Annotated in this window: 13 protein-coding genes; 4 read left to right on the forward strand and 9 right to left on the reverse strand. The window is 71.6% G+C overall.

Annotated features, from left to right (window positions below):
- Positions 1-155: 155 nt before the first annotated feature.
- The gene (locus ACWD0J_RS35745; protein ID WP_451500030.1) at positions 156-569 is read right to left on the reverse strand and encodes a TlpA family protein disulfide reductase; all 414 of its coding nucleotides are present in this window, start codon (positions 567-569) and stop codon (positions 156-158) included.
- Between the two features lie 77 nt (positions 570-646).
- Between ACWD0J_RS35745 and ACWD0J_RS35750 the strand changes: the two genes are divergently transcribed.
- Together ACWD0J_RS35750 and ACWD0J_RS35755 are read left to right on the forward strand one after the other, a co-directional pair.
- Positions 647-1,063, forward strand: coding sequence for a DUF4395 domain-containing protein (locus ACWD0J_RS35750; protein ID WP_451500031.1), 417 nt, complete (start codon positions 647-649; stop codon positions 1,061-1,063).
- Positions 1,064-1,250: 187 nt separating this feature from the next.
- A complete protein-coding gene (locus ACWD0J_RS35755; RefSeq protein WP_451500032.1) occupies positions 1,251-1,979 on the forward strand; it encodes a lysophospholipid acyltransferase family protein in 729 nt (242 codons plus the stop codon).
- An 85-nt stretch (positions 1,980-2,064) separates the two neighbouring features.
- Here the strand turns inward: ACWD0J_RS35755 and ACWD0J_RS35760 are convergent, their stop codons facing one another.
- From ACWD0J_RS35760 to ACWD0J_RS35780, 5 genes are all read right to left on the reverse strand, one after another.
- On the reverse strand, positions 2,065-2,760 hold the full coding sequence (locus ACWD0J_RS35760) for a B3/B4 domain-containing protein (RefSeq protein WP_451500033.1): 696 nt from the start codon (positions 2,758-2,760) through the stop codon (positions 2,065-2,067).
- Positions 2,761-2,768: 8 nt separating this feature from the next.
- Complete coding sequence (locus ACWD0J_RS35765; protein ID WP_451500034.1) at positions 2,769-3,341, reverse strand: transglutaminase domain-containing protein; 573 nt, start codon at positions 3,339-3,341, stop codon at positions 2,769-2,771.
- 96 nt (positions 3,342-3,437) lie between these two features.
- Positions 3,438-4,508, reverse strand: coding sequence for a threonine aldolase family protein (locus tag ACWD0J_RS35770; RefSeq protein WP_451500042.1), 1,071 nt, complete (start codon positions 4,506-4,508; stop codon positions 3,438-3,440).
- 56 nt (positions 4,509-4,564) lie between these two features.
- Entirely contained in the window at positions 4,565-5,320 is a 756-nt protein-coding gene (locus ACWD0J_RS35775) for an SDR family NAD(P)-dependent oxidoreductase (protein WP_451500035.1), read from the reverse strand.
- Between the two features lie 41 nt (positions 5,321-5,361).
- Positions 5,362-6,759: a DUF6421 family protein gene (locus tag ACWD0J_RS35780; protein ID WP_451500036.1), complete on the reverse strand. Its 1,398-nt coding sequence runs from the start codon at positions 6,757-6,759 to the stop codon at positions 5,362-5,364.
- 282 nt (positions 6,760-7,041) lie between these two features.
- Between ACWD0J_RS35780 and ACWD0J_RS35785 the strand changes: the two genes are divergently transcribed.
- Positions 7,042-7,725: a glycerophosphodiester phosphodiesterase gene (locus ACWD0J_RS35785; RefSeq protein WP_451500037.1), complete on the forward strand. Its 684-nt coding sequence runs from the start codon at positions 7,042-7,044 to the stop codon at positions 7,723-7,725.
- 15 nt (positions 7,726-7,740) lie between these two features.
- Here the strand turns inward: ACWD0J_RS35785 and ACWD0J_RS35790 are convergent, their stop codons facing one another.
- Positions 7,741-8,286 carry a GNAT family N-acetyltransferase gene (locus ACWD0J_RS35790; protein ID WP_451500038.1) on the reverse strand — a complete coding sequence of 182 codons (546 nt, stop codon included), beginning with the start codon at positions 8,284-8,286 and terminating at the stop codon, positions 7,741-7,743.
- A 70-nt stretch (positions 8,287-8,356) separates the two neighbouring features.
- Here ACWD0J_RS35790 and ACWD0J_RS35795 point away from each other — a divergent pair, with 70 nt between their 5' ends.
- Positions 8,357-8,749, forward strand: a complete 393-nt coding sequence (locus ACWD0J_RS35795) for a VOC family protein (protein ID WP_451500039.1) — start codon at positions 8,357-8,359, stop codon at positions 8,747-8,749.
- A gap of 398 nt (positions 8,750-9,147) precedes the next feature.
- On the opposite strand, the gene ACWD0J_RS35800 is transcribed toward ACWD0J_RS35795, so the two are convergent.
- Entirely contained in the window at positions 9,148-9,696 is a 549-nt protein-coding gene (locus ACWD0J_RS35800) for a MarR family winged helix-turn-helix transcriptional regulator (protein WP_451500040.1), read from the reverse strand.
- The coding region (locus tag ACWD0J_RS35805) for an FUSC family protein (protein ID WP_451500041.1) at positions 9,693-10,746 on the reverse strand (1,054 nt) is incomplete at its 5' end. The genes ACWD0J_RS35805 and ACWD0J_RS35800, both read right to left, overlap by 4 nt.

Genomic DNA, 10,746 nt, shown 5'->3' on the forward strand with positions numbered 1-10,746 from the left:
CCCGAGGAGAAGGAGTTCCGAAGGCATACGGTCAGGCTGACGATAGGTGGTGCGCACAGTCAAGTGGGTCCCGGTATCTGGGAGGTGCCTCACCCTCCCCGTCGCACCGCCTCCACCGGCGGCCCCTGTCGCACCGCGTCCGCCGCCGGCCCGCGTCACACCGCCTCCCCCAGCGCGGCGATCACGTCGGCCTTGCGCGGCTGGCCGGTGGCCCGCCGGACGACCCTGCCGTCGGCGTCCAGGACCAGCACGGTGGGAGTCTTGAGGATGCCCAGCTCGCGGACGAGGTCGAGGCGGTCCTCGGCGTCGATCTCGACGTGGGTCACGCCCGGCACCATGCCGGCCACCTCGCCGAGGATCCGGCGGGTCGCCCGGCAGGGTGCGCAGAAGGCGCTGGAGAACTGGACGAGCGTGGCGCGTTCACCGAGCGGCACGCCCAGTTCGCCCGCGCCGAGCCGCTTCCCGTCGTCGCGCCCGCGCACCCGTACCCTCCCGCTCCGCCGCCGATGCAGCACTCCGAAGACGCTCGCCACCGCGAGCACCGCCCCGCACACCATCAGTCCGGTCATCGCCTGCACCAGCGTTCACGAGACCGCAAAGATTCCCGCCTCCCCTGACTGTTTCCCGTGCGGAATGCTTGATCCCCATGGACATCGATGCAAGAGGGCCGCGCTTCGGAGCGGCCGTGACGACCGTCGTCCTGGCGGTCGCGCTGATCACCGGCAGCGTGTGGCTGCTGGCCTGGCAGACGCTGGCGTTCGCGCTGGGCGCGGCCGGCGGGGTGGGCCGTTCACCGTACGGCCGGCTGTTCAGGACCGTGGTACGGCCCCGGCTCGGGCCGCCGACCGCGTTCGAGGCGCCGCAGCCGCCCCGGTTCGCCCAGGCGGTGGGGTTCCTCTTCGCCGGCGTGGGCCTGGCCGGTTACGCGCTGGGCCTTCAGTGGCTGGGACTCGCGGCGACCGGGGCGGCGCTGGCGGCCGCGTTCCTGAACGCCGCGTTCGGGTACTGCCTGGGATGCGAGATGTACCTGCTTGCGCGCCGAGCGACGGTACGCACGGAGTAGGGGTGGTTTGAAACCCCGAGGTGGATCACTGCGCGGACGTGACGAGAATCTCGCCGCCGCCCGGCACGAGGACTGGCTACCCGTCCGTTCTTGGGGCACCATCTGCGAGATGCCGTAAACCTACGGCCGCGTAACTTTCCGCCTGGAGCTCCCTTCCCAGGCAGAGAAGGAAGGGCCTACACCGTCCATGGCTGAGCTTGTCTACCGTCCCGTCGTTGGTCTCGCCCAGGCGTTGTTCAAGGCGTGGGACCTCAAAATCGACTGCAAGGGTTGGGAGAACATCCCTCGCTCGGGCGGTGCCGTGCTGGTGAGCAATCACATCAGTTACCTGGACTTCGTCTTCAACGGGCTCGCTGCGCTCCCGCAGAAACGCCTGGTGCGGTTCATGGCGAAGGAGTCCGTCTTCCGTCACAAGGTCTCCGGCCCGCTGATGCGCGGGATGAAGCACATCCCGGTGGACCGCAACCAGGGTGAGACGGCGTACGCGCACGCGCTGGACTCGCTGCGGTCCGGCGAGATCGTGGGGGTCTTCCCGGAGGCCACCATCTCGCCGTCGTTCACGCTGAAGACCTTCAAGTCGGGTGCCGCGCGCATGGCGCAGGAGGCGGGCGTCCCGCTGATCCCGATGGCGGTGTGGGGCACCCAGCGGCTGTGGACCAAGGGGCACCCGCGCAACTTCAAGCGCAGCCACATCCCGATCACCATCCGTGTCGGCGAGGCGATCGAGGCCTCCCGCGACAAGTACGCGGGCGCGATCACCCGGCAGGTGCGCGAGCGGGTGCAGGAGCTCCTGGAGGCCGCCCAGCGCGCCTACCCGGTACGCCCCAAGGACGCGAGCGACACCTGGTGGATGCCGGCCCACCTCGGCGGCACCGCCCCCACCCCGGAGCAGGTCCGCGCGGCCGAGGCGCACTGACACCGCACGCTCCGCCGCCGCCCCGAGGACGACGGACCGGCCGGCCGGGCGCCGCATCCCCGCCCCGGCCGGGCGCCGGGGTGGGTCAGGACGCCGGGGACCGGACCGTGACGCGTGCTCCCGGACTGAGCTTCTCCAGTCGCTCGGCGAGTTCGGCGGCGGCCGTCCCGATGCCGGCGACCGGCATCGGTGCCATGCCCTCCAACAGGAAGAGCGCCGAGGCGGTCCCCTCGGTGAGCCGGGTGCGCGGCCCTTGTCGCCAGTTCCAGCGACGGCAGGTGACACCCGCCGCGTCCCGCCACACCACCTCGTCGGCGTCAGGGTGTTCGACCACCTCCGCGCCCCCGGCGACGGTCACGAAATCCTCCTCGCCGGTGGCCCTGACGAGGCGCATGTCCCCCTCGATGCGGTCGACGTCCTCGCCGCCGACGGGGATCAGGTGGGCGACACTGAGCGCGTTGTAGAGGTCGACCAGCAGGTTGATCCGGGGCAGCCCCGCCGGGGACAGCGCCCTTCTGGCCAGCGCCTCGGCCGAGTTGCGGGTGCGCGACGGCTTCGCACCGAACGCCGTGTAGACCTCCCGCCAGGCGGCCAGGTGCGGATCCTCGTGCGGGTCCCGTCCGTCCAGGCGTACGGCGAGACGGCGGGCCGCGTCGTCGAGGAGCGCCGAGCTCTCTTCGGTACTGGGGCCGTTGACGAGCCCGTGGGCCTCGACGGCGACGTAGGTGAAGCCCGGCGCGAGGGCGCGTACCTCGTCGGACACGGTCAGGGAGAGAGTCATCGCCTGCCTCAGAGTGCGGTGGGAAGTGTCTTCCACAGGGACGGGCGGTCGGGGGCGGCCCGCAGAGCCTTCAGGACGACCGGATGAGGTTCAGCATACAGGACCGGGTAGTCCATTTCATTGGACGCCGGGTCGGGCGTGAAGGCCAGCCGCTCGCCATCGAGGGAGAACTGGGCGTCCACGCCGGGCTTGTTCCCGCGGGGGTCCTGCCGGTGCCAGGCCCCGTGGAAGCGCACCGCGACCAGGCCGTGCACCTCGTCGAACTTCTGGTAGCAGAGCGCGGTCGGGATGTCCTCGGCCCGCAGCAGCGCGGCCAGCGCGTGGGCCTTGGCGTAGCAGATGCCGGTGCCCTGCTCCAGGACCTCGGAGGCACGCCAGGTGACCCGGAGATCGCCGGAGTCCTGCGAGTGCGCAATGGTGTCGCGCACGAACTCGAAGGCCAGCCGTGCATAGGCATACGAGTCCACCGCCTCCTTGGCGAGACGCGCGGCCGTGGCGCGCACGGTCGGGTGGTGATGGTCGATGACCTCGTCGGCTGCCAGGTAGGCGGACAGGTCGGCGGTGTTCTGGATCAGCTCCATGCCTCCAGAGCATAGGAATGCGATCACCCGAGAGTCAATGACTTTTCAGGTGACCGCATACCTATGCATCACGGGATGATTCTTCGCACCCGGACGCTAGCGCGCCATCTCCTCCTTCAGCGCCGCCACGAACGCGTCGACGTCGTCCTCGGTCGTGTCGAAGGCGCACATCCAGCGCACGACACCCGCGGGCTCGTCCCAGAAGTAGAAGCGGAACCGCTGCTGCAGGCACTCGCTCACGTCGTGCGGGAGCCGGGCGAAGACGCCGTTGGCCTGCACCGGGTGAAGGATCTCGACGCCGTGCATGGCACGGACGCCCTCGGCCAGCCGCTGGGCCATCTCGTTGGCATGGCGGGCGTTGCGCAGCCACAGATCCCTGGCGAGCAGCGCCTCCAGCTGCACGGACACGAAACGCATCTTGGAGGCGAGCTGCATGGACAGCTTGCGCAGGTGCTTCATGTGGCTGACGGCGTCCTGGTTGATGACGACGACCGCCTCGCCGAACAGCGCGCCGTTCTTCGTGCCGCCGAGCGAGAGGATGTCGACCCCGGCCGCGTCGGTGAACGTCCGCATCGGGACGTCCAGGAAGGCCGCCGCGTTGGCTATGCGGGAGCCGTCCAGGTGCACCTTCATCCCGCGCGCGTGGGCGTGCTCGCAGATCGCGCGGATCTCGTCGGGCGTGTAGACGGTGCCCAGTTCGGTGCTCTGGGTGACCGACACGACCTGCGGCATCGCCCGGTGCTCGTCCTCCCAGCCGTACGCCTGCCGGTCGATCAGCTCGGGGGTGAGCTTGCCGTCGGGTGTGGGCACGGTGAGCAGCTTGAGGCCGCCCATGCGCTCGGGGGCGCCGCCCTCGTCGACGTTGATGTGCGCGCTCTCCGCGCAGATCACCGCGCCCCACCGGTCGGTGACCGCCTGGAGGGCGACGACGTTGGCGCCGGTGCCGTTGAAGACCGGGAACGCCTGAGCCGTGGCGCCGAAGTGGCTGCGGATGATCCGCTGGAGGTTCTCGGTGTAGACGTCCTCGCCGTACGCGACCTGGTGCCCGCCGTTGGCCAGGGCCAGGGCGGCGAGCACCTCCGGGTGGGCCCCGGCGTAGTTGTCGCTGGCGAAGCCGCGGGCCGCCGGATCGTGGTGGCGCCGGGCATCGGTCCTCGGCGGGTTCACGGCGTCCCGGGTCAGGGCGTCCCTGGTCAGGGCGTCCCGGGTCACGGTCTCTCGGATCACGGCTTCTCGGTCAGCCACAGACGGTGTCCGTTCACTTCGGCGGCGGGCTTCTCCCAGGCCCCGGCGATGGCCTCGGCCAGGTCCTTGACGTCCGTGAAGCCCGCGAACTTCGCGTTGGGGCGGTCGGCGCGCATCGCGTCGTGCACCAGCGCCTTGACCACCAGGATGACAGCCGCGGACGTCGGGCCGTCGGCGCCCTCGGAGATCCCCGCCTTGCGGAAGTAGTCGGCCAGGGCCAGCGTCCACGCCTCGGCGGCGGCCTTGGCCGCGGAGTAGGCGGCGTTGCCCGCGGTGGGCCTGCTCGCGCCGGCCGCGCTGATCAGGACGTACCGGCCGCGGTCGCTGCGCTGGAGCGCCTCGTGGAAGGCGAGGGAGGTGTGCTGCACGGTGCGGATGAGCAGCATCTCCAGCAGGTCCCAGTCGTGCAGGTTCGTCTTGGCGAAGGTCTCGCTGCCGCGCCAGCCGCCGACGAGGTGGACCAGGCCGTCGACCCGGCCGAACTCCTTCTCGGTACGGGTGGCCCAGTCCCGGGTCGAGTCCGGGTCGAGCAGGTCGACCGTCTCGCCGGTGACCGTGGCGCCGCCGGCGCTGTAGCGGGCCGCGTCGACGGCCTCCGCCAGCCGCTCGGGATCGTTGTCCGCGCCGACGACGGTCGCCCCCGCCTCGGCGAGCCTGAGCAGTGCCGCGCGCCCGGCGGGTCCGCCCGCGCCGGCCACCGCGATCACCGCACCGCTGAGAGCCCCGTTCCCCATGTTCTTCGCCTCCTGAGCAGTGTTCCTGATGGCGCGGTCGCTCACGCGGCGACCCGTTCGGCGCTCTCGGCCGTGATGCCCTTGGTGGAGGCGATCACGTTCTTCAGCTTCTTGGAGAGAGCCTCATAGAACATGCTCAGCGGAAACTCGTCCGGAAGCACCTCATCGACGAGTTTGCGCGGCGGCAGACTCAGGTCCAGGGCGTCCGGTCCCTTGGCCCAGCGGGAGCCCGGATGCGGGGGGAGATAGGCGGAGACCAGCTCGTACCCGGCGAGCCAGTGGACGAGCTTGGGGCGGTCGATGCCGTCCCGGTACAGCTTCTCGATGTCGGCGCACAGCTGGTTGGTGACCTGGGGTGCGCGCTGCCAGTCGATGAACAGTTTGTTGTCAGTCCAGCGCACGACGTCGTGCTTGTGCAGGTAGGCGAAGAGGAGCTGGCCGCCGAGGCCGTCGTAGTTGCGCACGCGCTCGCCGGTGACCGGGAACCGGAACATGCGGTCGAACAGCACCGCGTACTGCACGTCACGGGCCTGCGGGACGCCGTCGGCCTCCAGGGTCACGGCCTCCCGGAAGGCGGTGAGGTCGCAGCGCAGCTCTTCGAGGCCGTACATCCAGAACGGCTGACGCTGCTTGATCATGAACGGGTCGAAGGGCAGGTCGCCGTGGCTGTGGGTGCGGTCGTGCACCATGTCCCACAGTACGAACGCCTCCTCGCAGCGCTTCTGGTCGTGGACCATCGCGGCGACGTCCTCGGGCAGCTCCATGCCGAGCACGTCCACGGCGGCGGCGGTCACCCGGCGGAAGCGGGCGGCCTCGCGGTCGCAGAAGATGCCGCCCCAGCTGAACCGCTCGGGCGCCTCGCGCACGGCGATCGTCTCGGGGAAGAGCACGGCCGAGTTGGTGTCGTAGCCGGCCGTGAAGTCCTCGAACGTGATGCCGCAGAACAGCGGGTTGTCGTAGCGGGTGCGCTCCAGCTCGGCCAGCCAGTCCGGCCAGACCATGCGCAGCACGACCGCTTCGAGGTTGCGGTCCGGGTTGCCGTTCTGCGTGTACATGGGGAAGACGACCAGGTGCTGGAGGCCGTCCGCGCGGTTCGCGGCGGGCTGGAAGGCCAGCAGCGAGTCGAGGAAGTCCGGCACCTGGAAGCCGCAGTCGGCCCACCGGCGCAGATCCTTCACCAGGGCCTGGTGGTAGGCGGCGTCGTGCGCAAGCAGCGGTGACAGCTCCTCGACGGCGTCGATCACGCGGCGTACGGCGCGCTCGGCGTCCGTGGGATCGGGCGCGCCCTCGGCCTCGAAGTCGATCGACCCGTCCTTGGACTGCCATGGCCGGATCCGCTCCACGGCATCCTTGAGCACGGGCCACGCCGGGTGCTCCACCACCCTGACTGCGGGAGGAACCTGTTCCTCCGAACCCACCTGCTTAAGAATTTCCGTCATGCCCCATCCTCCACGGGAGAACCTCATGTAGGCGAACCGTATACATAGGTGGTTTCGGTCAGCAAGTGGAGGTTCGGGAGATTGTCCTGCCGCTCCTCATCGTCACAGAACTTTTTCCCGTTGGACATCATGTTGGCACCTGTTTCCGCTTCGCCCGCCCGCTCCCGGCGCAGGCACGGGTTCATCACGGGGCGGGGCCGTTAGGCTGCGGATCTGCCCGCGCGGCCGTCCGCCCCGGCGCCCGCGGGCGCCGAGCCGCCGTCGACGGAAGCGAGACGAGCCTTGAACTTCCTCACCATCGGTCACCGCGGAGTCATGGGTGTCGAACCCGAGAACACCCTCCGTTCCTTCGTCGCCGCCGAACACGCGGGCCTGGACGTCATCGAACTCGATCTGCACCTGAGCAAGGACGGCGCCCTCGTCGTCATGCACGACGCCCACGTGGACCGGACGACCGACGGGACCGGCCCGATCGCCGAGCGGACCCTCGACGAGCTGCGCGCCCTGGACGCCGGACGCGGCGAGCGGATCCCGGTGTTCGAGGAGGTACTGGACGCCGTGCGGCTGCCGCTCCAGGCCGAGATCAAGGACGTGGCGGCGGCCCGCGCGCTCTCCGAGGTCATGCACCGGCGGAACCTGACCGCACGTGTGGAGGTGTCCTCGTTCCACGACGAGGCGATCGCCGAGATCGCCCGGCTGGTGCCCGGCGTACGCACCGCGCTGATCGCCAGCCGCTACGGCACCGACCTCGTGGACCGCGCCGTGGAGGCCGGGGCGGCGACCGTCTGCCTCAACATCCGCCGGCTCACGCTGGAGATCGTGGAGCAGGCGCGCGCGGCTGACCTGAAGATCATCGGCTGGGTGGTGAACACCCAGGACCAGCTGCGGCTCGTCCGGGCCCTGGGGCTGGACGGCGCGACCACGGACTTCCCGGAGATCAAGCGGACGGGCCGCTTCACGGCGTGACGGCCGGCTGCGCCGTCACGATCGCGCGAGTTCCTTGACCAGCAGCTCGAACTGCAGGTCGTCGCGGCGCGGAATGCCGAAGCGCTCGTCGCCGTACGGGAAGGGCGTCATCTTTCCCGTACGGCGGTAGCCGCGGCGCTCGTACCAGGCGATGAGGTCGTCGCGTACGGAGATCACGGTCATGTGCATCTCCTCGGCGCCCCAGGTCGCGCGGGCCTGCCGCTCCGCCTCCGCGATGATCACCTTGCCGAGACCACCGCCCTGGAAGGTGGGGCTGACCGCGAACATCCCGAAGTAGGCGTACGTACCCCGGTGTTCGATCTGGCAGCAGGCGACGATCCGAGAGTCGCGCTCGACGGTGAGCAGCCGGCTGCCGGGTGCCTTGATGACGGCCAGCACGCCCTCCGGGTCGGTCCGCTGCCCCTCCAGGATGTCCGCCTCGGTGGTCCACCCGGTGCGGCTGGCGTCCCCTCGGTACGCCGACTCGATCAGCGCGACCAGCGCGTCCACGTCGGCGTCGGTGGCCTCACGGAAGATCAGTCCGGTGGCGGCGGTGTCCATGGCACGGTTCTCCGGTTCTGCGGCGGCTCGGGCACCGCTGAGCGTAACGCTGCCACTAGGCTCCGGCTGCATGGTGCATGTACTGAGCGGCCGGACGTTGCTGCGGCCCACTGATCCGGAACGGTCCCGTGTCTTCTACGGCGAGCAGCTGGGCCTCGCCGTCTACCGCGAGTTCGGCCAGGGGCCGGAGCGCGGCACCGTCTACTTCCTCGGCGGCGGCTTCCTGGAGGTCTCCGGCCGGTCCGAGGTCCCGCCGTCACCGGCCGTGCGACTGTGGCTCCAGGTCGAGGACGTGGCCGCCGCGCACGACGAGCTGCGGGGCAAGGGGGTCGAGATCGTGCGCCCGCCGGTGCGGGAACCGTGGGGACTGGTCGAGATGTGGATCACGGATCCGGACGGGACCCCGATCGTGCTGGTGCAGATCCCGGAGGACCATCCGCTGCGCTACCGGCCCGGTGTCTGAGGTCGCGGAGGACGGGCGCGTGGGCGGAGCGCCGGCCGTACGGATTGCGGAACTCGCCGTCGGAGCCGGGGAGTGCGCCGGCGGTGAAGGTGAGCGTGCCGGCGCCCGCTCCAGGGTGACGGGGACCGAGAGGTCCCAGAAGTCGCCGCGGTGGCAGGCGGTGGGGAACAGGACCCGCCGCGGGACGCCCCCGCCGACCGGGTCGGGGTGGTGGTGGGCGGCGGGCGCCTGCGCGGCGTCGGCGTGGCGCAGGGTCGGCGCGTGGCGTCCGGCGTGCTCGGCCGTCACCGGGCGATGAGCGGAGCGGCCTGGTCAAACGCACGTGAGGACGCCTTGGCGGCCGCGGCAATGGCGCGTCGACTTCCGCACCGTGCGGTCCCCGGCGGCACCGGACGGTCTCAGGGGCGCAGCGCTCCCGGGCGGCCCTCCAGCCGGCCCAGCAACCCGGCGAGCAGCCCGGCCAGTTCGTCCTGCTGCTCAGGGTCGATCCCGGACAGCACGGAGGTCTCGTAGGCGAGTTGCTCGGGCAGGATGTCGTCGACCAGGTCGCGCCCGGCGTCCGTGAGGCGGACGTGGGCGACCCGGCGGTCCCGGGTGTCGCCGCGCCGCTCGACCAGGCCGCGCTCGGTGAGGGCCTTGAGGCGCTTGGTGACGGCGGCGCCCGAGGAGAACGTCTCACGGGCCAGTTCGCCGGGGGTGAGCTCGTGTCCGGTGCGGCGCAGCGCGCCGAGCAGATCGAACTCGGGGCGGCTGAGTCCGGCCCGGCGCAGGGGGGCGTCCTCGGCCTGCTGGAGAAGGGCTGCGCAGCGGTTGACGCGGCCGATGATCTCCATGGGGCCGGTGTCGAGGTCGGGGTGCACGGTCTGCCACTGCCGGACGACCGCGGCGACCGTGTCGCTCCTCGTCGCGTCCTCCGCCGTGGTCGGCCGTCCGCCGGTCGCCGTCATGGCCGTACGCCCTCCGTCGTGTCCGTGTGCCGGTCCAGGTGGAGTCCCTGGCGCCGTACCGTCGCCGCGAGCGTACGGTGTCCGGACTGTTCGGCGCGCACGACCCTCTCGTGCGGCAGGGCGCGCTGCCACCACTCGCCAGCGGCGGCCTCGACCGTGGCGCGCAGGTCGACCAGGGCGGCGGCGAGGCCGCGGCGGGCGGCTTCGAGGGCACCCGGGGCCGGGTGGGGCTCCGCCAGGAGGCGGGCGGCGTGCTCGCGGGCGCGTTCCACGGCGGTCAGCGCGTGCCCGACGCGGTCGCCCGCGCGGCGGTTGGTGACGGCGACGGCCGCCACGAGACCGACCAGGGCGCCGACGACGGTGTCCACGGCCCGCTCGACGATCAGCTGTCCGGGGTGCTGGTATCCGGCGAACTCGGTGATGAGCAGCGCCATCGGGGTCACGCAGACGCTGCCGAGCCAGTAGTTGCGGCTGATCAGCGCCTCCGCGCCGAAGGTGAAGGCGAGGCAGCACAGCACCAGCGCCGCCGGACCGAGATGGGCCAGCGGGGCGACGGCGGCGAAGAGGAGGACGCCGACGAGGTTGCCGACGACGCGCTGGACGCCCCGGCTCCAGGTGAGGACGAGGTTCGCCTGGTAGAGGGAGGCGGCGGTGACCAGGGCCCAGTAGGGGCGGCCGATGCCGAGGGCCAGGGAGGCGTAGCCGGCCAGGGCGCAGCCGAGCGCGGTGCGCAGGGCGAGCGGGGTGAGCGGGCCGAGCCGGGTCCGCCACGGGCGGGCCGGAGCGGCGCGTTCGGCGTCCACGCCGAGGAGTTCGCCGGTGTCGTCCGGCCCCGCGCCCACCTGCGGGACCGGTCCGGTGCCGCGCAGGGCGCGGGCCCAGGCGCGCAGCAGCCGCGGGTCGGTGTCGGCGGGTGCGGCGAGGGCGACCTCGGCGCGGACGACGAGCCGTTCCAGGGAGCGCCGGGTCGCGGTGCGCGGACCGGCGGACAGCAGGCACTGCCAGGCGGCCTGCACGGCGGCGGCCGCGGCGGCGCGGGTCCTGGTGTGG

This window comes from Streptomyces sp. NPDC003011, assembly GCF_053591515.1.

What these genes read in the sequence shown, in the direction of transcription:
- ACWD0J_RS35745 (WP_451500030.1), bottom strand. Translation starts at nt 569, where the DNA reads ATGACCGGACTGATGGTGTGCGGGGCGGTGCTCGCGGTGGCGAGCGTC.
- ACWD0J_RS35750 (WP_451500031.1), top strand. Translation starts at nt 647, where the DNA reads ATGGACATCGATGCAAGAGGGCCGCGCTTCGGAGCGGCCGTGACGACC.
- ACWD0J_RS35755 (WP_451500032.1), top strand. Translation starts at nt 1,251, where the DNA reads ATGGCTGAGCTTGTCTACCGTCCCGTCGTTGGTCTCGCCCAGGCGTTG.
- ACWD0J_RS35760 (WP_451500033.1), bottom strand. Translation starts at nt 2,760, where the DNA reads ATGACTCTCTCCCTGACCGTGTCCGACGAGGTACGCGCCCTCGCGCCG.
- ACWD0J_RS35765 (WP_451500034.1), bottom strand. Translation starts at nt 3,341, where the DNA reads ATGGAGCTGATCCAGAACACCGCCGACCTGTCCGCCTACCTGGCAGCC.
- ACWD0J_RS35775 (WP_451500035.1), bottom strand. Translation starts at nt 5,320, where the DNA reads ATGGGGAACGGGGCTCTCAGCGGTGCGGTGATCGCGGTGGCCGGCGCG.
- ACWD0J_RS35780 (WP_451500036.1), bottom strand. Translation starts at nt 6,759, where the DNA reads ATGACGGAAATTCTTAAGCAGGTGGGTTCGGAGGAACAGGTTCCTCCC.
- ACWD0J_RS35790 (WP_451500038.1), bottom strand. Translation starts at nt 8,286, where the DNA reads ATGGACACCGCCGCCACCGGACTGATCTTCCGTGAGGCCACCGACGCC.
- ACWD0J_RS35795 (WP_451500039.1), top strand. Translation starts at nt 8,357, where the DNA reads ATGGTGCATGTACTGAGCGGCCGGACGTTGCTGCGGCCCACTGATCCG.
- ACWD0J_RS35800 (WP_451500040.1), bottom strand. Translation starts at nt 9,696, where the DNA reads ATGACGGCGACCGGCGGACGGCCGACCACGGCGGAGGACGCGACGAGG.